This window comes from Novisyntrophococcus fermenticellae, from assembly GCF_018866245.1.
Taxonomy (GTDB): domain Bacteria; phylum Bacillota; class Clostridia; order Lachnospirales; family Lachnospiraceae; genus Novisyntrophococcus; species Novisyntrophococcus fermenticellae.
In genome coordinates, this window is record NZ_CP076458.1 from 2,133,276 (window position 1) to 2,159,738 (window position 26,463).

Genomic DNA, 26,463 nt, shown 5'->3' on the forward strand with positions numbered 1-26,463 from the left:
TCCTTTATGCTATATATTTTTTTATACCTTCTTATTTCTCTGGCACGTGGATTGTCTGATGATTAATTCCGGCTGTATCAACCGCTCTACCTTACTTTTCTTAAGCGGTACCTTCCGAATCTGTTCCAGAATCAGTTCTGCCGCCATCTCTCCAAGTCTTTCCTGTGGATGGTTGATGGTTGTAAGGCCGATTTGTCCCGCCTCTGCAATCAGGGAATTATCGTATCCGGTAACAGATATATCCTGCGGTATGGTTAAACCCCTGTTGCTTAGCGTCTGGATAGCAAGCACGGCAATCTGATCGTTGTAGCAGACAACTGCATCCATATGCACACCCTTGTCCAGCATCTGGTTCAGCAGCAGTGGTGGCTTTATACGCCGGTCTTCTGTATGAAACCAGATTACCATCTCCGGATCGTAAAAGATTCCGGCTTCCTTCAAGGCTTTTGTATAGCCCATATGGCGCCCGGCGCCCTGGCTGTCATCGGCCTTAAAGATTCCTGCGATATACCTGTGTCCCTGCCTGATCAGATATTTTGTCAGCAGATATCCTCCCTGACAGTCATCCATCAAAATCCGGGGTTTATCCAACATCTGCGGATAGCTTCCCTGAATAAATACATAGGGTATTTCGTACTGATCCAGCATCTCATAAAGATTCAGATGCTTACATAAAATCTGACTTTTACTGGGTTCAATAATCAAGCCGTCTATAGGCTTATTCAACATCTCCCGAAGAACCTTTGCTTCATTGGTTCTGGAATTTCCTGTATTCTTCAGAATGATGCTGTAGCCATTCGCAGTCAGGACCCTGTCCATCCCCTGAATCAGACGTGGGAATATATAGTCCGATATGTAAGTGGTCACGACTGCGATATTATGAGATGTATGGCGGTGAATCATGCGCTCAGAACAAAAGGTTCCCTTCCCGTGGCGGGCGGTGATATAGCCTTCATTTTCCAGGATGGACAATGCCTTGCGAACCGTATGACGGCTGATCTTAAACTCTTCCGCCAGCTGATTCTCTGAGGGAAGCTTTTCACCTGCCTGAATATTTCCGGAAAGAATATCTTCCTTCAGCTGTTCCATCAGCGTAAAATACTTGGCCTTTCCGCTGGCATCCATAAGAACCTCCTTCCCTCTTTTATCCCATTATACAACTTGTACGTTCCTCTTTACAAGTTGTATGCAAATTATATATAAAAGGCGAATCAATTACATTTGAACGTAATTGATCCGCCTTTTACGTGCTCTAGGATTCCTCTTTTTTTTCATCGTTTCTGGCGGGCTGAATAAAATGATAAAGCTGCTCATATGCCTCCAGTTCCGCATCCGATGAAGGAGCAGACGGAATCAATCCGGTGCAGTCCCCGGCAGAAGATACGTAAGATTGATCAACTACATCCTCCAGAAAGTCTTCGAACTGACTTTTCTCCTGGTTTTTATCTTTCTCTTTCATAGCAGATTTTCTCCTTTTCAAAAGATATCTGCTATCATCGTTTCCCAAAATCATTCTGCTTATTCAGAAATATATATCGGATATAATGCAGTGTTTCTTCTTCCCCTTTTTCTGCCAGCATCGTCAATAAAAATTCCAGTTCTTTTTTCACTTCCGGATGAACGAACCAGAGATGTTCCCTGCTGTTCATAAAATATTCCAGAGAATCTTTTGAGGTATACCGGCCTCCTTTATACACCCTGCAGGCACAGATACGGTCCATCACCATCTCAGCCACATATTTTTTCGGCATTCTCATACCTGTTAAGACAGAAGGGCAATTTTTATCCGCACTATAATCAATCCAGTATTCAAAATGATGTTTATTCCTGCCTTTGTGGTGCAGCCATGATCTGGAAATCCCGGTAGCTTCACGCTCCGCATTATTCGGGCTTCTGTCACCCTGATAGTATTTGCAGCCAGAGGAAAACTCCGTCCATGAGTATTTTGATAAATCATGTACCAGTCCCTGCCAGTACAGCCCAATCTTAAAGCAGTACCTGGTAACCAGAAGCTTATGTTTTGTTATTGTTTTAAAATGCTGCCAGACATGCATATATCACACCTTACCATTCTGTCAATTTATTCAGCGGCGTTTTCTGTTCCCCCGGGTGCCCGTGCTGCAAGTATCATAACTGTCCGGGGTACAACCGATATTTTTTTCTGATCTGAAAGTTCACCTTCGCAGCCCTCCTGGTAAAATCCCTGATCCGTATCCGCAGCAATCTTCCAGACCCTTCCCTCCTTCAATATGGGAAGAGCAAATATATGGGGTTCCCAGTGCATATTGTACGCAATATAGAGGGAGTCATCCTCCGAACCATCCGCCTTCCTGCCATAGGCCCCGCTGTACATAACTCCCAGGACCCTGCTGTTAAATTCCATCTGTGCAAACCAGGCTCTTTCCCCGTGATACGATAAATCGGGAACACCATAAGATTTATAATCCATAAGTCTTGGCTCCCGCCTTCCATGAAGGATCGGATGATTCTTTCGAAATGCAATGCAGTTCTTTACAAAATCCAGCATCTTAGAGCTGGTTTTACTCTTATTCCAATCCACCCAGCCTATATCATTGTCCTGACAATATGCATTGTTATTTCCCATGGTGGTATTACATCTTTCATCGCCTCCATAGATCATGGGCGTCCCCTGGGCTGTCATCAAAATCAGCCAGGCATTGCGCATCTGACGTTCACGGAGTTTCAGAATCGTTCTCTTCCTGGTCGGGCCCTCTGTCCCGCAATTCCAGCTGAAGTTCTGATTCGTTCCGTCACGGTTATTCTCTTTGTTTTCCTCATTATGCTTTTGCTCATAAGTGACCATATCCGCCATAGTAAAGTCATCGTGATCGGCAAAAAAATTAATTTGAGCACACGTGGCAGGATTTCTTCGCAGCCTGTAAGACGCCGCCTCCACACAGCCTTCATCACCCTTTAGAAATTTACGCATCTCCTGTAGAAAGGATTTGTTATGTTCACCCAGGTTCCGGTAATATGGTGTTTTATTCTCTCCGTATAATTGTACCGTATCATACCCCTGGCAGAGTAACTTCGTTCTCTTTAGCAGCGGGTCATCTGCAATGAGGGAAATCCAGCTTCCTTCTCCCAGCAGATGGAATCCATCCACGCCAAAAGTAAGCATCCAATAGTGCAGCACATCCAAAACCATTCCGGGGCTGGTATCCGATGGAAAATAAAACTCCAGAATACATTCTATTCCCGCCTGATGAAGGCTGTCTGTCATATGGGCGAATTCTCTGACCGGATCCGATGAAGCCGCAAAGGAAGCCTTGGGCGCAAAATAAAGCGCCGGTCCATATCCCCAGTAATTGCATAATTCTTCCCCGGGATTCTGTCTGTAGTCCAGCTTTGATTCCTCCCTTAGAGGCATTTCAAAGAACTCATAAACCGGCATCAGTTCCAGTGCCGTGATTCCTAAGTCTTTCAGATAAGGGATCATCTCCATAATACCTGTGAATGTCCCTTTCTCCTTGACTCCGGAACCTTTTTTCATCGTAAAACCGCGGACATGAGTCTTATAAATAATTGAGTCCTCATAGGATATATCCAACGGTTTTGTAACCAGAGCAGGGAGCTCGGGGATCATGCAGCGTATAATATGTTCCATGCCGTACTCCGGCAATCGTGCCCCAAAGTCCGCTCTTCCGGTCAAAGCCCTTGCATAGACATCCGGCCCGGCCTTTCCATCCAGCATATAATTATATTCCCACTTTCCCGCCTCTAAAGACTCCAGCTCCACCGCACTGATTTCACCGGTACGTTCTTCCGCAGGCAAAGGAATCTCATATTCCACTTTATTACTGCCCTTTTTATATAATAACAGACTGGCTTCTTTTCCTCCGGGAACTTTTACCCCAAAGTTAAATCCCTTATCTGTTCTTGTAATTCCCATCCTCGTTGGATCACCTTTCAGGATTCTCCAGAACATCTTTTTCTTTGCCATCGACTATCACCCACTCGCCCTTTCATACCTGTAAAGTAATGTCAAGCTCTACAGGGCAATGATCCGATCCCATGATTTCCGTATGAATCACAGCATCCTCTATCCGGCTTTTTAAGGATTCCGAAACACAGAAATAATCAATTCTCCATCCCGCATTCTTCTCTCTGGCCCTGAACCGATAGGACCACCAGGAATAAATTCCTTCCTGGTCCGGGTGCAGATATCTGAAGGTATCCACAAATCCATGCTCTAAGAGGACTGTGAATCTCTCTCTTTCTTCATCGGTAAATCCCGCATTTTTCCGGTTGGTTTTCGGATTCTTAAGATCGATTTCCTTATGTGCCACATTCAGATCGCCACAGAAAATCACAGGTTTTACTTCTTCCAGTTTCTTCAGATAAGCAAGAAATGCTTCCTCCCAGGTTATTCGATAAGGCAATCTGGCCAGTTCTGCCTGCGAATTAGGTGTATAAACCGTCACAAGATAAAACGCTTCATATTCGCAAGTGATGACCCTCCCCTCTTTATCATGCTCCTGGATTCCAATTCCATAAGTCACTTCTATCGGTTCCTTCTTTGAAAATACAGCCGTACCCGAATATCCTTTTTTTTCTGCGTAGTTCCAATATTGATAAAACCCGGGCAATTCCAGTTCAATCTGCCCTTCCTGAAGCTTGCTCTCCTGAATACAGAAGATATCCGCATCCAATTTTTCAAACACATCCACAAAACCCTTTGTGACACATGCTCTCAAGCCATTCACGTTCCATGAAATCATCTTCATACTATTATCCTCTTATCTAGTGTATTCTCGTATAGTACAGAAAACCTGCCACCGGCAGCTTTCCTTGCATACTTTGGTATTAAAATGGATGCTTACCATACGAAGCATCCATTAAAGTATAACACAATTCACAATATGAGGAAAGCTTTAAAGCAGCCCAATCCGGCCATACAGCTTAAAGTATAATCTGAATCTTATTTAGGCCAGGGTCCGACGGCCCATGTATGGACAGACCGCGAATCCGGCAGTCTTCCACCTGCTGCCAGATTTCTCTGCTGATCAGTTCTCCCGGATAAACCAAGGGGATACCCGGCGGATACGGAACCAGCATCTCTCCTGCTACTTTTCCAACCGCACCTTCCCAGTCCACGCTTATCTTTTTATGAAAGTATGCTTCTCTGGGATTCAAGACTTTATCCGGTAATGAAAAATCCCAGTTTCCGTATGCTTCCCTCTTTCCATGCAGCATCTGATCTCCTGCAATGGCCCTTACCGCTGTAACCAGCCTGCCCACATCTTGTTCGGTATTGCCAAAGGTAATAACACAAACCAGATTTTCTTCATCTGCCAGTTCTGTGCTGATACCACTTCTCCGAAAGAGCAGCTCCTGCATCCGATATCCGCTGATCCCCAGCTCCCTGGCTGAAAAGGTCAGCCTGAGCGGGTCTAAATCATAGACTGCCTGGTCTTTATAGTCCTCTCTGTCCAATACCTGAATTCCGGAAATTTCCCTCAGACGCTTTCTGGCAGTATCCGCCAATTCCAGTGCACGTTCCATCATAGATTCCCCATGAAGCGCCAGCTCTTGTCTGGCCCCGTCCAGGGAAGCCATCAAAACATAGGAGGGGCTGGTACTTTGAACCATCTGCAGATTGGAAGCTACCAAATCCCTGTCCACCCGGTTACTTCCAATCTGAAGCAAGGAACTTTGCGTCATACTGCCCGTTGTCTTATGGATACTTTGTGCACAAAGATCGGCTCCCTGCTGCAAGGCTCCTTTAGGAAGGTGTTCAGAAAAATACAGGTGGCTCCCATGGGCCTCATCCACGCATAATACCGCTTCATGTGTATGACAGATTTCCCCTATGGTCTTTAAGTCACTGCACACCCCATAATATGTGGGGCTGACCAGAAAGACCGCTTTACATCCTCTGCCCTCCTGCTCCAGTTTTTCCCTGACTGCTCCCGGTGCAACACTTCCCCACAGATTCCATCTCTGATCATAACAGGGCATGACATAGCAGGGCTCGGCGCCGCTCATAATCAACCCCATCAGTATAGACTTATGGGCATTTCTGGGAACCAGCACCTTATCACCCGGACCGGCTGTGCTGAGCATCATGGCCTCATTCCCGCAGGTGGTTCCATTTACCAGGAAAAATGTTTCCCGCGCCCCCCAGAGCTGTGCCGCCAGTTTCTGCGCTTTTTGAATTACACCCCCGGCCTGATGCAGATCGTCCAGCCCTTCTGCTTCTGACAAATCGCATCGGAAAACACCTTTTCCAAAAGCCTTTAAAAGCCTGGGATTCACCCCTTCTTCAAACCTGTGTGCGGGAATTCTGAAATATGCCGGATTACTGTTTCCAAACTCCAGAAGTGCATCCAAAAGCGGAGCCTCTGCCTGATTCATGACACCTTTACTCACTTATCCTCCTGGTCTATCACATGGATCCATTCCTTTGGTGCCTCTAGCCGTCCCATCTGGATACCTGTCAAGGTATCATACAACTGCCTGATAACCGGTCCCATACCCTTTGCAGCACTCGGAAACAGTATCTCTTTTCCATGATCATAGATCTTGCCTACCGGTGAAATAACTGCAGCTGTTCCGCAAAGACCACACTCGGCAAAGTCCTTCACCTCTTCCAGACAGACCTCACGCTCCTCCACTTCCAGACCAAGATATTCCTTAGCCACGTATACAAGGGAACGTCTGGTGATGGATGGCAGAATACTGTCAGATTTTGGGGTGACGATTTTATTATCCTTTGTTACAAATAGAAAATTGGATCCGCCTGTCTCTTCTACCTTTGTTCTGGTAGCCGCATCCAGATACATATTTTCATCAAATCCCTGCTTATGCGCCTCAACAATTGCATGAAGGCTCATAGCATAATTAAGGCCGGCCTTGATATGGCCTGTCCCATGAGGGGCGGCACGGTCAAAGTCGCTGACACAAATTGTGACAGGTTTGGCATCACTGTTAAAATAAGGGCCCACCGGTGTTGCAAATACACGGAATTGGAATTCCTCCGCAGGCTTGACGCCAATAACAGCATTGCTGCCAAACATATAAGGTCTTAGATATAGCGTTGCTCCTGAGCCATAGGGAGGTACATACGCTGCATTCGCCTTCACCACCCTGGTAACCGCATCCAGAAAACGTTCTTTCGGAAATTGGGGCATCTCCAGCCTGGCGGCGGAATCCATCATACGCAGGGCATTTTGATCCGGACGGAAGGTTACAATCCTGCCATCCTCTGTCGTATACGCTTTTAATCCTTCAAAACAGGCCTGACAATACTGCAGCACACCTGCACACTCATTCAGCACCACATTTGCATCGGTTGTCATAATACCATCATCCCATGCACCGTCTTTATAATTAGATACATAACGCTGTTCCGTCTGTATGTAACTGAACCCCAGGTTTCTCCAATCGATTTCTTTCTTTTTCATAATAATCTCCTTTCGGCTCCAGAATAAATATTTCTCTATATTATACACCCCGACCGAAAAATTTCAACCGCATTTGCTTAAAAAGTACTTTCTTTCAATTGCATTTGTAGTACAATTCTGGTAAACTGATAAAATGCAAGATATATCTGGAAAGGAAAGGTATCTCACTATGAGTGAAGAAGAAAACAAAGATTTTAACTGTGAGGGTGACTGTACTTCCTGCGGAAGTGACTGCAGCAGTCTGGATTTGGATCAGCCTACAGTAACGCTGACATTGGATGACGATACAGAAATAACCTGTGCAATTCTCACAATCTATCCTGTACAGGATAAGCAGTATATCGCCTTGCTTCCCCTGGATGAGGAAGGGGAGAATGAGAGCGGAGAAGTTTACCTGTACCGTTATATGGAGAATGAAGGCGGACAGCCTTCCCTCGATAATATCGAAACAGACGAAGAATACGAAATCGCTGCCGATGCTTTCGATGAATTGATGGATGCCCAGGAATTTGAGGAACTGGACAGCGAAGAGTAAAGTGACTCACTGTAAATTCCCTAAAAAATCAAAAGGTAAAGAAGTCCCATCTGAAAAAGATGGATTTCTTTACCTTTTTTACTCTGATATGCAAGAGAATCTGCCGGTGGCAGATTCTCTATTATAGTTCTGACGAATCCTTTTATTCATTCGGAGTTTCCGGAGCCGGCGTATCAGTTGGCGGCGGATCTGTAGGCGTCTGTTCCGGAGTGGGTGCTTCCGTTGGATCTGGTGTTGGTGTCTGGGGATTTTCCGTCGGTGTTTTTGTTGGCGTCTTGGTTGGTGCTTCTGTCGGAGCCTGTGTAGGGGTCTTGTTTGCGGAGGAGGAAATACTCTTCTTCGTAGACGCTCCCACACTATATGGTTCTGAATAATAGCAGATAATCGGCATACTCTTATCAATAATTTCATAGATAGCCTGCGCCTTACTCTTTGGAAGGTTGATGCAGCCATGAGAGCCGCTCCGCTTATAAGTATTCGTCCCAAATTGGCTGGAGGAGCGCCAGGTTGCATCATGTAAACCAATTCCTCCATTAAACGGCATCCAGTACGTCACCGGAGATTCCCACTCATAGGTTCCGTCCTCTTTCTTCGGTCCCCGTAACACAGATGGTGATTTTTTAAAGGTCAATGTAAATATACCCGGAGGTGTCCAGCGGTCAGAGGTCATCATTCCCGATACACACCCTGTCTCCACTGCCAATGCTCCGTCTTTATATACCCATACATACTGACGGCTCAAATCTATTTCCACATAAGAATTTCCAAACCCGTTATTCTCATAGTACAACGCTTCATGGGAAAAATTCGGTTTTCGTGTAGTTACCGTATGATTGGCCAGCTCTTCTGTCAGCTGTGCCACTTCCGCCTCCTGATTGATTTGGAATCCATACTTCCCTTTAACCGTAATTTCACCCAATCCTGTCGCATTGAATTTGGCATCCGTGTCATAGGTGTTGACTGCCTGAGCCATGGCGGCCACATATTCAGCAATATGCTGATTCCACGCCGTCTCGTCTTTCGAATAGGAACCATTTTCATCCACGGTAAGCCAGTCCTTCAGTGTGGAACCGTCCAATACCTGATCACCGGCCGGAAGCTGATAGGTGATGCTGCTGGCCGTAAGTTCATTCAGCCGGTCTGCCTGAGCTTTCAAAGTTTTATCATCCGCCGTCACTCCAGGCCTGATATACGCTCCCAGTTTTTCTAAAGAAAGTTTCTTTTCTCCACTTTCCATCGTTTCCTGAATACCCTTCATGACCTTATCCATATCCAGTTTACTTCCATTTACTTCCGGGGTCACCTGAAACCTGGTATCCACAAATTCTACTTTGGCATCGGAAGGTTCTTCCATATTAGCGGCCTGCATCTGAGGCATTGCTGTAACGATCTGATTCAGCTTCTCCTCATCATACTTTATGCCTGCCTTAAATTCGTAATTCTCGGAACCTCCAAACACTCCTTTGAACCACAGGAACGGATTCTGCTCTTCTTTGAGTTTTTCTATACTTCCATCGGGAACATACGCAAGATTCACATCAGTTCCCCTGATCTCTGATTTTTGTCCGTCCTGAAATTCCAGTTCCAGTCCGTACTTCTCTACCTGATCCCGGATATTCGCTTCAGCCTGATTCACTGTCAGGCCGCTGCAATCCGTATTGTTAATCATCGTTCCTTTTAAGAAACGACTGTTGTAGTAGTAAGTATATCCACCGTATACGCCGGCAAGCGTCACAAAGAGTACTGCAAGCACGGAAAGTACTATGATTTTGACCTTCCCTGATTTTCTGTTATTGCTGCCGTCTCCGCCATACGCGTCATAGCGATAATCATCCTCTCTGTCTTCCTGCTTCTCCTGATATTCCGGAACCGGCTGTCCCATGAAATTTTCCAGTTCCTTTTCCAGTTGTTCCTGGAAATTATTATCATCATATCCCATTCATCTTACTCCTAAAGTACTAAACCTGTTTCAATCTGTTACTGTACTCCTGTACTCCCGATTCCGCCTCTGTTCTCCCCTGTGAGTTCAGCCTCTTCAAAAAATAAGGTCGGCTGGTGTTCAAAGATACGGAACTGGCAGATACGGTCATTCCTGTGTATCACCGTATCCTTTAATGCATAGACAGGCATACACCACCAGTCTTCAGGTCCGCAATAGGATTCATCTATTACACCACAGTGGTTTGTCTGTATTATACCAAAATTTTTGAATGTAGAACTTCTGGGAACCACGTGTGCTTCATAGCCTTTCGGCAGCTCCATCGCCACCCCAAGTGGTATCAGACGAAACTCTCCTGCCTTCATCTTGATTTCTTCCGCTGCCCGCAGATCAATCCAATCTGATTTTCCATCAATATATCTTAATCGTTCTATCTGATTATTCAGATACTTTATCTTAATTCTCTTCATCTAAACGTTTGTCTCCTCCGCATAAAGTACGACCTGCCCCAGTTGTATCGTCTTTGGTACATCGATAACTCTCTGGTTAGAACTGCCCTTCCAGGGCAGGGTTACGTTCCGTTCGGACTCCATATACCTTCCATCCACAACAACATCCAGGTAGTTTATAATCGGTTCATGCTGTATCTCTTCCCAAAGGTATCCGGTATAGAGCCAGATGGTCTTATCCGGATATCTGGCTTTGACTGCCTTGGAAAGTAAATAAACTTCTTCTCTGTTACCCGGAAACAGCGGATCGCCGCCTGAAAATGTGATACCCGAAATATAGTCCTGCTGCAGCTGTTCAAAAATCTCCTCCTTTGCTTCCCCGTCAAAGTTAAGTCCGCATTCCGGATCCCAGGTTATCGGGTTCTGACAGCCTTCACAGTGATGGGAGCATCCGGAAACCCAAAGAACAACCCGGAGCCCCTCGCCATTTTTCATATCATCTTTGGTTATATTGTGATATCTCAATTTTATCTCTCCCTCGCTCAGATACACCTTTTAAGCGCAGGCACAAAGGGAGAAGCCAACAGACATCTGTGTACTGACTTCTCCCGTCTCATTCTTATGCTTCTGTCGGTACATCCTTGATGCTGAAACTGATTCTTCCCATCTTGTCTTTTCCAAGACATACAACCTTGACCACATCGCCCAGCGTCAATACATCTTCCACACGATTAATACGCTCCTTGGCTATCTTGGAGATGTGAACCATCCCTTCTTTTCCCGGTGCAAATTCCAGGAATGCGCCAAATTCCTTAATACTTACAACTTTACCTGTAAATATCTGTCCGGCTTCAAAATCGGTGGTAATCGTCTTAATATAGTCCATGGCTTTATCCATGGCCGCTTTGTCCGTCCCACAGATGGATACTGCGCCATCATCTGAAATATCAATCTTTACTCCGGTTTCTTCAATAATCGCATTAATAGTCTTTCCGCGCTGTCCGACTACATCTCCGATTTTTGCCGGATCAATCTGAATCTGGATAATCTTAGGTGCATATTGACCAACTTCCTTACGCGGAGCGGCAATGGTCTTTTCCATAACTTCATTCAGGATATATTCTCTTGCTTCCTTTGTTTTAAGGATAGCTTCTTCAATAATAGGCCTGGTAAGTCCGTGAATCTTTATATCCATCTGAATCGCTGTAATTCCATCATGCGTTCCCGCAACTTTAAAGTCCATGTCTCCAAAGAAATCTTCAAGACCCTGAATATCGGTCAGTACCAGATAATCATCATCGCTGTCTCCGGTAACCAGTCCGCAGGAGATGCCCGCAACAGATTTCTTAATCGGTACGCCTGCAGCCATCAATGACATCGTGGAAGCACAGATACTTGCCTGTGAAGTAGATCCATTTGACTCAAAGGTCTCGGAAACCGTACGGATTGCATATGGGAATTCCTCAGGCGTCGGAAGAACAGGAACCAGAGCTCTCTCTGCCAGAGCACCATGTCCGATCTCACGGCGTCCCGGACCACGGGACGGCTTTGTCTCCCCTACGGAGTAAGACGGAAAATTATAATGATGCATATAGCGTTTGGATGTTTCAAATTCATCGAGTCCGTCCAGCTTCTGAGCTTCTGAAAGCGGTGCCAGCGTAGTAACAGTGCAAATCTGTGTCTGGCCACGAGTGAACATAGCAGAACCATGAACTCTTGGAATCAGGTCAATCTCGGCCGCCAGCGGACGAATCTGATCAATCGCACGGCCATCCGGACGTTTATGATCTTTTAATATCATCTTCCGGACCGTCTTCTTCTGATATTGATAAATCGCTTCGTCAAGGACTTCCAGCCATTCTTCATTCTCTGCAAATGCTTCTGTCAGGCGCCCGGTGATATTGCGGATGTTTTCTTCTCTTTTCTGCTTTTCATCTGTAAATACAGCCTCCTCCATCTGAACCGGAGGTACAATTTCTTTAATTGCGGAAAATAATTCTTCCGGAATCGCACAGCTTTCATAGGAATGCTTTTCTTTTCCGCACGCGGAAACGATCTGATCAATAAATTCTATGATTTTCTGATTCACTTCATGAGCCTTGAAGATTGCGTCAATCATCTTCTGTTCGGGAATTTCATTAGCACCAGCCTCAATCATGATTACCTTTTCTCTTGTGGATGCAACAGTCAGGGATAAATCCGAGATATCCTTCTGCGCAAGCGTCGGATTGACAATTAGTTCTCCATCAATCATACCTAACTGAGTCATGGCACAAGGACCGTCAAACGGTATGTCTGAAATACAGGTCGCTATTGCGGAACCAAGCATGGCCACCACCTCAGGATTACACACAGGATCCACGGACATAATCATGTTGCTCAGCGTCACATCATTTCTGTAATCCTTGGGAAACAACGGACGCATGGGACGGTCAATGACACGTGAAGTCAATATTGCATGCTCTGTAGCTTTTCCTTCACGCTTATTAAAGCCACCCGGAATTTTCCCGACTGCGTATTGTTTTTCTTCATATTCAACACTTAACGGAAAGAAATCAATCCCTTCCCTGGGCTTATCGGATGCTGTAGCGGTCGACAATACCACTGTATCTCCATAATGCATAAATGCAGCACCATTTGCCTGCTTTCCGACTCGGTTCACATCAACTGTCAGGGTTCTGCCTGCCAGATCCATACTGAAACTTTTATACATAGGTTTCTCCTTTTCATATTACGGTCTCTGCCGTATTGATGTCCTGTATACTTAAACTACAGGTATAGCATCCGGGCGGCTTACTCCGAAACAACTGAAAAATACACTGTCTGCTAAAAAATGTACTTTTCAGTGGTCTCGGAAGTTATAAATCTGCCCGGCTTTGCATTCTCATGTTTTTAACCCTGGTATCATCACATAGCGAAACAGGGCGGAAAATGTCCGCCCTGAATCAAACTGATTATTTTCTGATTCCTAATCTTGCAATCAATGTACGGTATCTTTCAATATCAGTGTTCTTCAAATAGTCAAGCAAACCACGTCTCTGACCAACCATCTTCAAAAGTCCTCTTCTGGAATGATGGTCTTTGTGATGAACCTTCAGATGCTCTGTGAGCTCATTAATTCTTTCTGTCAGAACTGCCACCTGTACTTCCGGTGAACCTGTGTCACCTTCTGTCCTGGCGTACTCTTTCATAATTGCCTGCTTCTTTTCTGGTGAAATCATGTCTGTTTCCTCCTAATTTTTTTAACGCCGTTAATCAAGAGATGGTCGGAGATTCCAATCTCTGAATCAAGGCTAATCTCACACTGATACAGTATAGCATAGCGGATATCCCTTGTAAACCTTTTTCGTTTTACGTTTTTATTACAGTTTAGCCATATATTTCAGCCAAGGACATCCACCGCCCATACAGCGTGACTGTAATCCAGATTTGAAATACAGATCCCTTTCTTCGCACAACTGGCATTTAAAACTTGTCCATCTCCCAGATTGATGACCACATGATAGATAGAACCGCCCTTTTCATAAAAAATTAAATCTCCAGGCTGTGCACTTTCTACAGAAATCCGATTTCCAACGTTGGCCTGTGCTGCGGAAACTCTTGGCAGTTCCACGCCAAATTCTCTATATACACTTTGCACATATCCGGAACAGTCTGCCCCGTTCGTAAGGCTTGTACCACCCCAGACATATGGATTTCCTATAAACTGACTTGCAAAATCAATCAACTGCTGCCGCACCGGGGATACCTTCTCCGCCACCGGGAGATTTGCCATTCCAACAGTTTCTATGAGATGTTCTGTCTCCTGAGGAGAATACAGATAATCTGCGCTTACATAGCCGGCCACTTCTCCTGAATTTACAAGGCACCAGCCGTTTTCATAGCCTTTGACTTCCATCAGTCCAAAAGCGTGTATTTTTCCCACAATATCCCCCTCCACGCCCGGAAGTGAACGGATATTGAGTTTTGTACTTACATTTGCTGCCGCAAAATGTTCCTCATTCGTATCGGATTTCGTCTGTGTCAGCAGATTGCTTCCAACTTCAGCCCGTACAGCCTGTCCGCCGCAGACAATCCACATGATGGCGATTACCAGTGTCAGTGCATATTTGTTCCGATACATAAAACCTCCTGTTTGATTCAATACATTATGATGTTGAGTATTTCACATTTTTATCATAATTATTACATTTGTGTTACATTTTTAATTATAACAGGAGGTAATAAATAGTCAAGAACAATCGTTCGACTGGGTTCATTGCAATTCGACAATATTGTAAAACAGGGTGCTGTATCAAACAGCACCCCATCCTATATAAATGCTTTCCATGGCAAAATGGACTAAATTAAGTTATCTCTGTACCCGTCCTGATGCATCTCCACCGGCGAGTTTTTGCACTTCCTCCATGGATACCATGTTGAAGTCCCCTTCGATGGAATGTTTCAGACAGGATGCCGCAACTGCAAATTCTATGGTTGCCTGTGCATCATATCCATTCAGGCAGGCGCAGATCAGACCGCCGCCGAAGCTGTCACCGCCGCCTACGCGGTCAACGATATGCATCTTATATTTCTTACTGAAATAATAATCATTTCCGTCATATAACATGGCAGACCAGTTGTTGTCATTTGCAGAAATCGACTCCCTTAGTGTAATCGCAACTTTTGAGAATCCAAAGCGTTCAGCCAGTTGTTTTGCAACGGCTTTATAGCCTTCGTGATTTACGGTTCCGGCTGTGACATCTGTATTGGCGGCCTTAATACCGAATACATCCGATGCATCCTCTTCATTTGCGATGCAGACATCCACATATTTACAAAGCTCTCCCATCACCTGACCTGCCTTTTCTTTGGACCACAGTTTATTTCTGTAATTCAAATCACAAGAGACGGTAACACCTGCTTCTTTGGCGGCTTTGCAAGCCTCCAGACAAATTGCCGCCGCATCATCATTCAACGCCGGGGTAATGCCTGTAAAATGAAACCACTCGACACCTTCAAAGATCTGCTTCCAGTCAAAGTCTGTGTTTTTCGCTGTAGCAATTGCAGACCCTGCACGGTCATAAATCACCTTGGAAGGTCTCTGGGAGGCACCTTTCTCCATATAATAAATACCTACACGATCGCCGCCGCGGACAATCCATGATGTATCCACTCCATATTTTCTTAAAGAATTTATTGCAGCCTGGCCAATCTCATGCTTAGGAAGCTTTGTAACAAATGCTGCATCAATTCCATAGTTCGCCAGAGATACCGCAACATTGGCCTCACCGCCGCCGTATGTGGCCTCATAGGAATCTGCCTGCACAAAACGCAGATAGCCTTCCGGAACAAGTCTCAGCATAATTTCACCAAAAGTAATTACTCTTGCCATTCTTCTATCTCCTCTATATCGCTATCCTGGTATTACCTGATTTCTTTAACAAGGGAAACTGCTTCTCTTGTCATCTCAGTAATCTTATCAAACGCCCCTGCCTCAATCATATCTCCTTTTACCATCCAGCTGCCGCCGCATGCAAAGATTTTATCACAGATTAAATAGTCTTTCAGGTTTTTAAGACTGACTCCTCCGGTAGGCATGAATTTGATTCCCACATAGGCTGCCGATATAGCCTTGATTGTGGATACTCCGCCATATTGCTCAGCAGGGAAGAATTTCAGCACCTTCAATCCCCGTTTTACACCTTGTGCGACCTCAGAAGGAGTAACGCATCCAGGTAAAACCAGAATATTCCTGTCCAGACAATAGTCTACGACTTCAGGATCAAATCCGGGGCTTACGATAAACTTCGCTCCGGCTCCCACTGCGCGGTCGACCTGCTCCGTGGTGAGCACGGTTCCTGCCCCTACAAGCATATCGGGATACTTCTCACTCATCGTGCGGATAGATTCCTCCGCAGCCGACGTGCGGAAAGTTACCTCTGCGCAGGGAAGACCGCCTTCGCAGAGAGCCTTTGCAAGAGGCTCGGCATCTTTTGCATCATTTAACACAACAACCGGTACTACACCAAACTTCGAAAGTTGTTCTAGAATTTCACTCATATTCTCCTCCTGGATAAAATCTACGTATTTATTCCATAATGTGGAACTATATTTCGTAATATGATATTTATTTAAAATTATACTACAAAATAATCGTTTGTCAATGCGGTTTTCATAAACTTTATTACTATTTGGTTGTCACAGGCTCTGCAAAGTGCTACAATTACGCATAGCTAATCACATGATGTAAAGGCAGGAAATGATTATGAATCAAAAAAATCCCATACAAGTGGCTGACCGACTGTTTGTAACACTGGAGACCCTGGCCAGAACCGGGCCTATGGCCCTGGCTGATCTCAGTCGCCAGCTTGAATTAAATAAAAGCACCACCCACCGTCTCCTATCGTCTCTGATTTATATGGGTTATGCAAAACAGGATCCGGACAGTCAGAAATATGATCTTTCATTGAAAATTTTAAATCTCTCCAACCTGTTGCTCGGCCGGATGGACATTCTGGAACAGGTACGCCCTTATCTGAAAAATCTTTCACAGAAGACCGGAGAGACCGTACATCTTGTTCAACTGGATGGAATAGATGCCGTATACATCTATAAGGAAGAATCGTATCAGAATTCGGTCCGCATGTTCTCAAGGGTTGGAAACAGGATTCCCCTCTATTGTTCCGGCGTGGGCAAGGCAATTGCAGCGGATATGGAGGAAAGCCAGATCCATGCACTCTGGGAGGCCAGTGACATTCAAAAACTGACACCCCATACGATTACAGATTATTCTGTATTTCTGGAACGATTAGATAAAGTTCGAAAAGATGGATTTGCCCTGGATGATGAAGAAAATGAAGTGGGGGTGAGGTGCATCGCAGTCAGCATTCCGGATTACAGCGGACATCCCAAATATGCATTTTCCATATCGGCACCCATAGCACGTATGACGGACGAGCGCATTGCGGAGGTGTCCCAAATCATTTTAAAAGTCAAAGATAAAATAGTAAATGATTTATAAAAAATAATTTATAGAAAATACTCTCCCGGAAAGAGCTTTCACAAAACTTTCCGGCCGGGAGAGTATTTATATCAGCGTATCTCGATACTCCAATTATTTACATAAGTTTTCTCGGGCTCCAGTGATACAAGATTATCCTGGCTGGTAAATTCCTCCACGATTCCCTGTCTGGACGGTAAGGATGACCATGGCTCCAGACAGACATACGGCGCTTCTGTTTTCGGCGCATGCCATATGCCAAAATAAGGAAGTTCAGGAAAGTCCAGCCGGACAGTCAATCCACCCTTTTTACATCTTAGTTCCACAGAGCTTCCGGCATCTTTCAATACAATCGCATCCTCATGAAACAATTCATGCTTAAGCTCCAGATATTTCCCTTCGTTCAGCTTAAACGGGGCTTCTGTTCCATCTACAAAACATGCCTCTGAAAATCCAACTCTTAATGGATGAATCCCTTCTTCAAACTCCAGGTAATAGTCGGTGAATTCTGCCCCTGCTTGATTTGGTACACAAAATCCCGGATGTCCGCCCACCCCGAAATACATCTTATCCTGATCTCTGTTTACAACCTCATAGCTGATGTTAATTTTTGCATCTTCTAACTGATAATGAACCATGTATGTGAATTCGAATGGATATTCTCTTCTGGTTTCATCATCACTGTCCAGACGAAAGGTTATGAAATCTCTCCCCTGGTCCTCCACAGTCAGCTGCTTCTTCTTTATGAAGCCGTGAATATCCATATGATATTCTTTCCCTTTATAGGTATAACTCTTGTTTGTCATCCTTCCTATATATGGAAAGAGATTCGGAGCCTGACCGTCCCAGAACTTCTCATCTCCCTGCCACAGATACTCCGAATCATCCGCTGTCTTTAAGGAGCAAAGCTCCCCACCCAGGGATTGAATTTCCACCGAAAGTTTATCATTACAAAGCTGATATCTCATCCTTCTTCTCCATTTCATGTATACATAGGTATTTTTTCCCGATAAGTTTAACATAATATCTGCATTCTTTCAATCTTCTCTGTTACTTCTCTTGCTTTTTCGCCTTCTATTTGTTACAGTATTTTAGTAATCGTTCAGCCATGCAGCATCGGGCTGTTGGCCGAACTGTCACGTATTTTATGATACATGGAAAGGTGAATACTATGCTTAGAGTTTTAGAAGGAAAAGATTACAATGATATGAGCCGGATTGCTGCCAATATGATCTTTGCTCAGATAACCCTGCAGCCCGGCTGTGTGCTTGGTCTTGCAACAGGCTCTACTCCGATTGGCACCTATAATCATTTGGTAGAATGCTATAAAAAAGGGGATTTGGACTTCTCTCAGGTAACATCGGTAAATCTGGATGAATACCGGGGACTGAATGGAACGAATGATCAAAGCTATCGTTATTTCATGAATGAACATCTGTTTCATCATGTCAATATCAAACCGGAAAATACACATGTGCCGGATGGAACAAATCCTGATGCGGTAAAAGAATGTGGACGTTATGATCAGCTGATTGAGACTCTGGGCGGGGTTGACCTGCAGCTCCTGGGACTTGGTAATAATGGGCATATCGGGTTTAACGAGCCAGATGACAATTTTGAAAAAGGTACCCACTGTGTGAATCTGACAGAAAGCACAATAAAAGCCAATTCCCGCTTCTTCAGCTCTATGGAGGAAGTTCCGACACAGGCCTATACGATGGGAATTGGCAATATCCTTCAGGCGAAAAAAATTCTGCTTATCGTCAGCGGAACGGCAAAGGCAGATATTGTCAGAGAAACATTTACAGGTCCCATAACCCCCCGGGTGCCGGCCTCTATTCTTCAGCTCCACAAGGATGTGATACTTGTAGGTGATAAAGCCGCTCTTTCCAAACTATAATTCTATAGAATAAGAGGAAAACAATGATGCCTTCATTGATACATATGAATCAGATCTATAAAATCTATAATCCCGGGGAGAATGAAGTCAGAGCACTGGATGGTGTGAGTCTTGATATTCAGGAGGGAGAATTCGTCGCCATCATCGGTCATTCCGGTTCGGGTAAATCGACATTGATGAATATGATCGGATGCCTGGATGAACCTACATCCGGCACCTATTATCTCCACGGAAAGAATGTGCTTGGTATGTCTGATAACGAGCAGTCAGAGGTACGTAATGAGGAACTCGGATTTATCTTCCAGGGATTTAATCTGATTCCTAATCTGGATGCCCTTGGAAATGTGGAGCTTCCGCTGATTTACCGGGGACTGGACCGGAAGAAGCGCAGGGATTTAGCCCGATATGCCCTGAATCAGGTGGGATTATCTTCACGAATGTCCCACAAACCATCAGAGATGTCAGGCGGTCAGCAGCAGCGGGTGGCGGTAGCCCGTGCCATTGCTGCAAGACCTCCCGTGATACTTGCCGATGAACCCACAGGAAATCTGGATTCTCATTCGACAGATGAAATCATGAGCATTCTGAAAAACCTGCATGCAGCGGGCAAAACCGTCATTATTATTACTCATGATCCGGATATCGCCGAACAGGCTCACCGCATAATTGCAATCAGCGACGGAAAAATCATTAAGGACACTCGTACAGCATTGTGAAAGACAAGAGGAAATCGAACATGAATCAAGAAGAAATGAATATGACAGAACCACCGGAGGAACTACAAATTGATACTGACGGCCTTGAATTACCTTCTGCGGCAAAGAAAAAAAAGAAGCTTCCGGGATGGGTAATCCTTCCCGTCATCGGTGTACTGGCACTGGCCGGGGTTCTTTTGTCTCTGGTTTTAAAACCTGCCAAAGCTCCGGCCACACTTACTGTCGTCTCTGTAAAGAAAGGAGATGTGGCAGAAGAATATACGACTTCAGGCACTGTGGAAAGTGAATCCAAAAAAACATTCTTTTCTCCTGTAAATGCCACTGTACAAAGCTTAAATGCCAAGGTAGGGCAAGCGGTAAAAGAGGGGGATCTGCTGCTTTCCTTTGACACCAGTGATCTGGAAATGAACAATCAACAATCTGAACTGAATCTTGAGGCAGCGAAGGCTGGAAATCAAAGTACGGTTGAACAGGCGGATCAAAGCGCGTCTATAGCATCAAAAAATCAGGCTGCCATTAATGAGCAGATCTCAGGCACAAAAGAAAAAATCAAAGCAAAACAAGCGGAGGTTGATCAGCTCAATGCTGACGTCAAACAGGAACAAGGAAACATCTCCAGTGCCTATCAGGATTTTGAAAGCCAGAAAAAGCAAAAACAAGAAGAACTGGCTGCTTTAAAAGCAGAATGTGATGCCGCAAAGAGTAAGCTGGACAAAAACGCTGCCATCTTAAATAATCAGAATGCAGAATTGGAGTCAAAGCAGACAAAGCTGAATAATTTTCCCTCTGACGGTTCTGATGAGAAGCGGCAGGAACTTATTGATGATATCATAAAATTACCTGATTTGATTGCGGAAACTAAAAATGCAGCAATTGAATTACAGGCGGCATATGACAGTAAGCTCCAATCCTATAATAACGCTTTAAATGCTTACGCAAGTCTGTCATTTTCCGATGTATCAGGGACAGCTGTCCAGAAACTCGCTGCTGCTCAGACAGAGCTTTCTTCTTTGCAGGCTGCTCTGGAACAGCTGGAGACCAGCGCCGGATCTCCTTCCACCGCCAAAATCACTGACGGGCAGTACAAAAGTATGAAAATTCAGGAAAATCTGGCTGAACTGGCGAAATTATCCGCTGAAGAACTGGTAGAACTGGGTAAGCAGGGTATTCATGCCGAATTCAATGGAATCGTCTCTGATGTCCAGACTGCCGAAGGCACGGCCGCCATGCAGGGCGGAGCACTCTTTACCCTGGTCAGCAATACGGAGGTAAGCGTAAGGCTGGAAGTACCCTCCAATGACTTCGACAAACTGAAAGCTGGCAGCAAAGCCACCATTAAAATCGGAGACAACACCTACCGGGGCACCCTGACTTCTATCGATAAAATTGCTACCACAAATCTGAAAGGGAACCCGGTTATCGGTGCCGAAGTACATATCGACAATCCGGATGAAAATATCTATATCGGTGTATCCTCCAAAGTTACGTTATCCGTGGCCGAATCAAAGGATGTGCTCTGCCTTTCCAACGAAGTTGTGAATACAGGCACCGATGGGGATTTTGTCTATGTTATCCGGGATGGTAGAGTAAAAAAGCAGATGGTGGAACTGGGTATAGCTTCCAACTCCGTGGTTGAGATTAAAGGGGGATTAAAGGAAGGTGACGAAGTCATCACTGATGTGACCAGTTCACTGGAAGAAGGTATGACGGCCATTGGCGTGGCGGATTCCAAATAAGAAAGGACAGGGATATGGGACAATTTTGGGAATACGTAAAGATGGCTTTGTATAATATCCGTTCGAATAAAGGCCGCTCCTTTCTTACTATGTTAGGCATCATCATCGGTATCGCATCCGTAATCGCCATCGTTTCCATAGGAAGCGGCCTGAAAGCAGATGTTATGTCCAACAGTGAAATTAAGACAGCGGAAGTCGTGGTAAACAGTAATGAAGTCAATTATACCTCTATCATAACCCCGGAGGATGTAGAGGCTGTCCAGAACAGACTGCGGGACATTTCTCCGGGGGTTGTGGCACAGTCTACGGGCTATGGTTCTGTTTCCACTCGCAAGGGAGACTTTGAAGCCTATATTACCTTAACTTTTCCTACAGCCGTCAACGATCCGAATATGAAAAAGGTAGTAAAAGGCTCCTACTGGAACCAGGATAACCTGCAGAATGCAGATCCTGTCTGTGTTTTGGACAGAGCCAGTGCATTATATCTGTTCGGTACCGATGATATTATAGGAATGGATATGGAAATTTCGGTAGAGAATACCTTACAGACTGTTCGAATCACAGGGGTTCGTGACTCTGACCCTGATACTATGGCCGCAAATGAACAGGCCATGACCATGTTTGGCATGCAGATGCCGGTTTATCTGGAAATGCCATATACGGTATCAGAGCTCTGGGGAAACCCTATTGAGAATTTTTCCGGAATAACTGCTTATCTGAACTCCAGTGAAGACAGCAATGCAGTGACAAAAGAAACAATTCAGACCCTTACCTCCCGTCATATCGGAGAGGGCGATAATCTGTTCATCAAACAGAATATGATGGAGCAGCTCACAGAGACCATGGGGACTGTCCTGGACGCGGTTACTGCCTTCATTGCACTTGTAGCCGGAATCTCTCTGCTGGTGGGCGGTATCGGTGTTATGAATATCATGTTGGTATCCGTAACGGAGCGCACCCGCGAGATTGGAATACGAAAAGCACTTGGGGCAAAGACTTCATCTATCATCGCCCAGTTTTTATGCGAATCCGCCATCATCTCAGGAATCGGGGGGATTATCGGTATTATCCTGGGTGCAGGAATCTCTTATCTGATTTCTGCACTGAAAATCGCAGGGCTTTCCGCCAGGCTATCGCCTTTAGCTATTGTACTGACCACCTGCTTTTCCTGCGGTGTGGGAATCATCTTTGGTATCTATCCTGCCCGTAAGGCTGCGCATATGCGTCCGATTGAAGCTCTTCGGCAGATGTAACTATTAAACCTGTTACAGCCCGGTATCGATTCGAAGCTGTAACTAAAATGAGGAGGAAATTTTATGTTCAAACCAAAAACTCTACTGAAAGTCGTATCAATTCTGTTGATTATCCTGGGTGCTCTGGGTCTGATAGGCCTTGTTCTGGGATTTTTCGGCGCATCAGTCATCAACAGCAGCTCAGATCCCGCCGTAACACAGACTATGAAGGACACCGTAAATGCAGCCTATACCCCACTCAATCTGACTCTGGGTGTGGCTTCATCACTGATCATGATCCTGTCCGGCATTTTAGGGTTAATTGGAAAAAGCTTTAAGGCCGCTTTGATTGTTATGGTAATCTACACCGTTTACCTGATTGCAGATATCGCAATCAATATTCCGACCCTGGGCTTCAATCCTGTGAGCATGATCAATTTTATACTCCCGGTTCTGTATTTCTGGGGACTATACCAATCTCAGGAATAAGATATAAGGATATGATTATACCGCAGTCTTTGGAGTTTTCAGAGACTGCGGTATAATCATTCTTAACAGTTCTACAGCTCTTTTTCTGTGGTCTTAAGTGCGGCAGTTATCACCTTATCCATATCATAATACTTATAATTCCCCAAGCGGCCGCCAAAAAACACGTGCTTCTCATTTTCTGCCAGTTCCTGATATTTCGCAAATAACGCATTATTTTTTTCATCATTCACCGGATAATATGGTTCCATGCCCACCTTCCACTCGGAGGAATACTCTCTGGAAATGACTGTCTTCGGCTGATTCCCAAATTCAAAATGTTTATGTTCGATAATCCTGGTATAGGGAATCTCCCGCTCTGTATAATTGACTACTGCATTTCCCTGATAGTTGTCGCAATCCAGAACTTCGGTTTCAAATCGTACAGAACGGTATTCCAGGGCCCCCAGCCGATAATCAAAGTAAGAGTCTATCATGCCGGTAAAGAGGATTCTTTCTGCTGTGTCAGGATTTTTTTTACTGAACTCCCCATAATCGGTATTTGTAAGCACCGGAATCCCTTCCAGCATCTTTTCCACAATTCCGGTATAACCGCCTATTGGGATTCCCTGAAATCTGTCATTGAAATAGTTATTGTCATAAGTATAGCGGAAAGGCAGCCTTTTGATTATAAAAGCAGGCAGTTCCCTGCAATTCCTGCCCCACTGCTTCTCAGTATAGCCTTTAATAAGCTTCTCATAAACATCCCGGCCCGCCAGTGAAAGCGCCTGCTCCTCCAGATTTTTCGGTTCCGTTATCGCAAGCTCTGAAATCTGTTTTTCTATGATTTCCTTTGCCTGCCGCGGAGTTCTGATATTCCACATCTTGCTGAATGTGTTCATATTAAACGGGAGATTATAAAGTTCGTTCTTATAAACAGCAATTGGTGCGTTAATATAATGATTAAACTCTGCAAACTGATTCACATAATCCCATATTTTTTTGTTCGATGTGTGAAAAATATGGGCACCGTATTGATGGACGTTAATTCCTTCCATATTTTTCGTATAGATATTGCCGGCTACATGGTTTCTTTTATCAATGACAAGAACTGACTTTCCCTTTTTTTTAGCTTCATAAGCAAAAACAGCTCCAAACAGTCCCGCACCTACGATAAGATAATCATATTTCATTAAAATTCTCCTCAATTTTTGTTAAATTTACGCTGCCACTACCCTCTATCAACGAATTTAAGATAGTGATGCTAATAGTATATCAGACTTTCCGGCTTAAGCCAAACCCTATCCGACAACAGTTTGAAAGATGGTTCTTGAATTTAACATTTTAGTGTGTTAATATACAGATATCACTAAAAATCTTTAGGGGGTATCGACCTGATGAGCAAGACGATTCATACGGAAGCGGTGGATCACCTTTTTGAGGCTGTCTTATGCCTGAAAAATAAAGAGGAATGCTATACCTTTTTCCAGGATGTCTGTACAATCAATGAGCTATTGTCTCTTTCCCAGCGTTTTGAAGTGGCAAAGATGCTGCGTGAAAAGAAGACCTATCTGGAAATTTCTGATAAAACAGGAGCATCTACTGCGACCATCAGCCGCGTTAACCGCTCCCTTACTTATGGAAATGATGGGTACGAGATGGTATTTAACCGTCTGGAAGACAGTTCCAGACCATGAAAGCATAGGATATACGCTCGAAGAGACTGCAGTTTCAGCTTTTGACTGCAGTCTCTTTCCATAGAATTATTTTTCTTTTCCCTTTTCACTCTTCTCTTCCTTTTTTCCCAGACTGTCAATCATCTTTTCTATGATCTGTTTTTTTATATATACATCAAAGGCAAGCATGCAGATGAAAGAAAATGATTTTAAATATTCCCGTTCTTCTTCGGGAGCATCCTGGAAGGTTTCCTCCGATCGTTTATAGCGCCGGATTACATCCTGCTTCATCGCCTCAATCTGCTCTTTTTCGAGACTGAAAACCTCATCATAGACATCTGTTAAATTAAATTTCTCATCCGAATCAAAATATTTATCCGTAATCGGTTTCAACAAAGTCTGAATGTCCGTAATTGACAAAATGCTTTTAAAATAATAGATGAATATCAGCATCAGCATATGTTCCCGTGAATACTTTTTCTTCACCGGAGGAGGAAGAAGGTCATTCTTCGCGTAATTATTAATCATGGTTTTGGTCAGAATCTTATCTTCAGAATACCTCTTGGAATGAATAAGCTGTGCGTCCATAAATGTTGTAACCTGGTCCATATATAAATCAATATTAGGAACTTCATCAGGTTTGATATAATCAATCCTCGATAAACTTTCCAATATGCTGTTCAGCATGTCCTTCGTATCTATAGTCATCTTAATCCCTCTCTTGAAAAAACTACTATACTTAGAGTATATAGTTTTGAATACTAGATGTAAAGGTTTTTTAATAACTTTTTTTAAATTTAAAGTTAACTCTGCACGTCTTTTATGATATAATCGGCTTTATGCAGGATGATAAAATATCCACAGAAAGGAGTTTTACATGCTTGAATCATCATTTACACTTTATAAATTAATCATACTTTACATGCTGGATAAAGTCTCTTTCCCACTGACAAATAACCAGATTTCCGAATTTATACTGGATGCCGGTTACACTAACTACTTCAGCTTTCAGCAAGCTATTAACGAATTAAGTGATTCTAACCTGGTGACCACAGAGACAATTCGCAATACAACCTATTATCACATGACGGAAGAAGGGCGGGAAACGCTTGATTTCTTTGGCAAAGAAATCTCTGAAGATATACGCCTTGAAATTAATACTTATTTGAAAAAAAACAAATATGAACTTCAAAGCGAGGCATCTACTCTGGCCGACTATTATAAGACCACCTCTCAGGAATACGAGGTTCACTGCCAGGTAAAAGAACGAACGGGCAAATTAATTGAGGTTGTCCTGACTGTTCCCACTGAGAATATGGCCAGGACAATCTGCAATAATTGGCCGGAGAAAAATCAGGAAATTTACTCATATATCATGCAGATATTAACCTGAAAGATTCTAAACC

27 protein-coding genes are annotated in these 26,463 nt (G+C 44.2%); 9 read left to right on the plus strand and 18 right to left on the minus strand.

Annotation, left to right across the window (positions count from 1 at the left end; genetic code table 11):
* Nucleotides 1–21: 21 nt before the first annotated feature.
* From KNL20_RS09750 to KNL20_RS09780, 7 genes are all read right to left on the minus strand, one after another.
* On the minus strand, nt 22–1,125 hold the full coding sequence (locus tag KNL20_RS09750; RefSeq protein ID WP_230397572.1) for a GntR family transcriptional regulator: 1,104 nt from the start codon (nt 1,123–1,125) through the stop codon (nt 22–24).
* Between the two features lie 127 nt (nt 1,126–1,252).
* Nucleotides 1,253–1,459 carry a hypothetical protein gene (locus KNL20_RS09755; protein WP_230397573.1) on the minus strand — a complete coding sequence of 69 codons (207 nt, stop codon included), beginning with the start codon at nt 1,457–1,459 and terminating at the stop codon, nt 1,253–1,255.
* 34 nt (nt 1,460–1,493) lie between these two features.
* Nucleotides 1,494–2,054, minus strand: a complete 561-nt coding sequence (locus KNL20_RS09760) for a DUF5662 family protein (RefSeq protein WP_230397574.1) — start codon at nt 2,052–2,054, stop codon at nt 1,494–1,496.
* Nucleotides 2,055–2,080: 26 nt separating this feature from the next.
* The gene (locus KNL20_RS09765; protein WP_230397575.1) at nt 2,081–3,964 is read right to left on the minus strand and encodes a Type II secretory pathway, pullulanase PulA and related glycosidase; all 1,884 of its coding nucleotides are present in this window, start codon (nt 3,962–3,964) and stop codon (nt 2,081–2,083) included.
* A 22-nt stretch (nt 3,965–3,986) separates the two neighbouring features.
* Nucleotides 3,987–4,748 carry an exodeoxyribonuclease III gene (locus tag KNL20_RS09770; RefSeq protein WP_230397576.1) on the minus strand — a complete coding sequence of 254 codons (762 nt, stop codon included), beginning with the start codon at nt 4,746–4,748 and terminating at the stop codon, nt 3,987–3,989.
* Nucleotides 4,749–4,923: 175 nt separating this feature from the next.
* Nucleotides 4,924–6,393, minus strand: a complete 1,470-nt coding sequence (locus KNL20_RS09775; protein WP_230397577.1) for an aminotransferase class I/II-fold pyridoxal phosphate-dependent enzyme — start codon at nt 6,391–6,393, stop codon at nt 4,924–4,926.
* Entirely contained in the window at nt 6,390–7,427 is a 1,038-nt protein-coding gene (locus KNL20_RS09780) for a branched-chain amino acid aminotransferase (protein ID WP_230397578.1), read from the minus strand. The genes KNL20_RS09775 and KNL20_RS09780 overlap by 4 nt, the downstream gene beginning before the upstream one ends.
* Before the next feature lie 169 nt (nt 7,428–7,596).
* Between KNL20_RS09780 and KNL20_RS09785 the strand changes: the two genes are divergently transcribed.
* Nucleotides 7,597–7,962 carry a DUF1292 domain-containing protein gene (locus tag KNL20_RS09785; protein WP_230397579.1) on the plus strand — a complete coding sequence of 122 codons (366 nt, stop codon included), beginning with the start codon at nt 7,597–7,599 and terminating at the stop codon, nt 7,960–7,962.
* A 142-nt stretch (nt 7,963–8,104) separates the two neighbouring features.
* On the opposite strand, the gene KNL20_RS09790 is transcribed toward KNL20_RS09785, so the two are convergent.
* From KNL20_RS09790 to KNL20_RS09825, 8 genes are all read right to left on the minus strand, one after another.
* On the minus strand, nt 8,105–9,901 hold the full coding sequence (locus KNL20_RS09790; protein WP_230397580.1) for a L,D-transpeptidase family protein: 1,797 nt from the start codon (nt 9,899–9,901) through the stop codon (nt 8,105–8,107).
* A 38-nt stretch (nt 9,902–9,939) separates the two neighbouring features.
* Nucleotides 9,940–10,371: a dUTP diphosphatase gene (locus tag KNL20_RS09795; RefSeq protein WP_230397581.1), complete on the minus strand. Its 432-nt coding sequence runs from the start codon at nt 10,369–10,371 to the stop codon at nt 9,940–9,942.
* Nucleotides 10,372–10,875, minus strand: coding sequence for an anaerobic ribonucleoside-triphosphate reductase activating protein (gene nrdG / locus KNL20_RS09800; RefSeq protein WP_230397582.1), 504 nt, complete (start codon nt 10,873–10,875; stop codon nt 10,372–10,374).
* Nucleotides 10,876–10,969: 94 nt separating this feature from the next.
* Complete coding sequence (locus KNL20_RS09805) at nt 10,970–13,063, minus strand: polyribonucleotide nucleotidyltransferase (RefSeq protein WP_230397583.1); 2,094 nt, start codon at nt 13,061–13,063, stop codon at nt 10,970–10,972.
* A 241-nt stretch (nt 13,064–13,304) separates the two neighbouring features.
* Entirely contained in the window at nt 13,305–13,571 is a 267-nt protein-coding gene (rpsO, locus tag KNL20_RS09810; protein WP_230397584.1) for a 30S ribosomal protein S15, read from the minus strand.
* A gap of 161 nt (nt 13,572–13,732) precedes the next feature.
* The gene (locus tag KNL20_RS09815) at nt 13,733–14,473 is read right to left on the minus strand and encodes a C40 family peptidase (protein WP_230397585.1); all 741 of its coding nucleotides are present in this window, start codon (nt 14,471–14,473) and stop codon (nt 13,733–13,735) included.
* 228 nt (nt 14,474–14,701) lie between these two features.
* Nucleotides 14,702–15,724, minus strand: coding sequence for a sugar kinase (locus KNL20_RS09820; protein WP_230397586.1), 1,023 nt, complete (start codon nt 15,722–15,724; stop codon nt 14,702–14,704).
* A gap of 32 nt (nt 15,725–15,756) precedes the next feature.
* Nucleotides 15,757–16,392, minus strand: coding sequence for a bifunctional 4-hydroxy-2-oxoglutarate aldolase/2-dehydro-3-deoxy-phosphogluconate aldolase (locus KNL20_RS09825; protein WP_230397587.1), 636 nt, complete (start codon nt 16,390–16,392; stop codon nt 15,757–15,759).
* Between the two features lie 205 nt (nt 16,393–16,597).
* On the opposite strand from KNL20_RS09825, the gene KNL20_RS09830 reads away from it, so the two are divergent.
* Entirely contained in the window at nt 16,598–17,353 is a 756-nt protein-coding gene (locus KNL20_RS09830) for an IclR family transcriptional regulator (RefSeq protein ID WP_230397588.1), read from the plus strand.
* Between the two features lie 71 nt (nt 17,354–17,424).
* On the opposite strand, the gene KNL20_RS09835 is transcribed toward KNL20_RS09830, so the two are convergent.
* Entirely contained in the window at nt 17,425–18,300 is an 876-nt protein-coding gene (locus KNL20_RS09835) for an aldose 1-epimerase family protein (RefSeq protein ID WP_230397589.1), read from the minus strand.
* Between the two features lie 203 nt (nt 18,301–18,503).
* Here KNL20_RS09835 and nagB point away from each other — a divergent pair, with 203 nt between their 5' ends.
* The 5 genes from nagB (at nt 18,504) to KNL20_RS09860 (ending at nt 23,405) form a co-directional block, all read left to right on the plus strand.
* On the plus strand, nt 18,504–19,232 hold the full coding sequence (gene nagB / locus KNL20_RS09840) for a glucosamine-6-phosphate deaminase (protein ID WP_230397590.1): 729 nt from the start codon (nt 18,504–18,506) through the stop codon (nt 19,230–19,232).
* Between the two features lie 26 nt (nt 19,233–19,258).
* Nucleotides 19,259–19,948 (plus strand): ABC transporter ATP-binding protein, encoded by a 690-nt coding sequence (locus tag KNL20_RS09845; RefSeq protein WP_230400084.1) that lies wholly within the window; start codon nt 19,259–19,261, stop codon nt 19,946–19,948.
* Between the two features lie 20 nt (nt 19,949–19,968).
* Entirely contained in the window at nt 19,969–21,684 is a 1,716-nt protein-coding gene (locus KNL20_RS09850; protein WP_230397591.1) for an efflux RND transporter periplasmic adaptor subunit, read from the plus strand.
* Nucleotides 21,685–21,698: 14 nt separating this feature from the next.
* The gene (locus KNL20_RS09855) at nt 21,699–22,937 is read left to right on the plus strand and encodes an ABC transporter permease (protein WP_230397592.1); all 1,239 of its coding nucleotides are present in this window, start codon (nt 21,699–21,701) and stop codon (nt 22,935–22,937) included.
* 63 nt (nt 22,938–23,000) lie between these two features.
* A complete protein-coding gene (locus KNL20_RS09860; RefSeq protein ID WP_230397593.1) occupies nt 23,001–23,405 on the plus strand; it encodes a hypothetical protein in 405 nt (134 codons plus the stop codon).
* A gap of 71 nt (nt 23,406–23,476) precedes the next feature.
* Here the strand turns inward: KNL20_RS09860 and glf are convergent, their stop codons facing one another.
* Nucleotides 23,477–24,574 carry a UDP-galactopyranose mutase gene (gene glf, locus KNL20_RS09865; protein WP_230397594.1) on the minus strand — a complete coding sequence of 366 codons (1,098 nt, stop codon included), beginning with the start codon at nt 24,572–24,574 and terminating at the stop codon, nt 23,477–23,479.
* A gap of 204 nt (nt 24,575–24,778) precedes the next feature.
* Here glf and KNL20_RS09870 point away from each other — a divergent pair, with 204 nt between their 5' ends.
* A complete protein-coding gene (locus tag KNL20_RS09870) occupies nt 24,779–25,078 on the plus strand; it encodes a YerC/YecD family TrpR-related protein (protein WP_230397595.1) in 300 nt (99 codons plus the stop codon).
* 66 nt (nt 25,079–25,144) lie between these two features.
* On the opposite strand, the gene KNL20_RS09875 is transcribed toward KNL20_RS09870, so the two are convergent.
* Nucleotides 25,145–25,765 (minus strand): DUF1836 domain-containing protein, encoded by a 621-nt coding sequence (locus tag KNL20_RS09875; RefSeq protein WP_230397596.1) that lies wholly within the window; start codon nt 25,763–25,765, stop codon nt 25,145–25,147.
* Nucleotides 25,766–25,934: 169 nt separating this feature from the next.
* On the opposite strand from KNL20_RS09875, the gene KNL20_RS09880 reads away from it, so the two are divergent.
* A complete protein-coding gene (locus KNL20_RS09880) occupies nt 25,935–26,450 on the plus strand; it encodes a DUF4364 family protein (RefSeq protein ID WP_230397597.1) in 516 nt (171 codons plus the stop codon).
* Nucleotides 26,451–26,463: the final 13 nt, after the last annotated feature.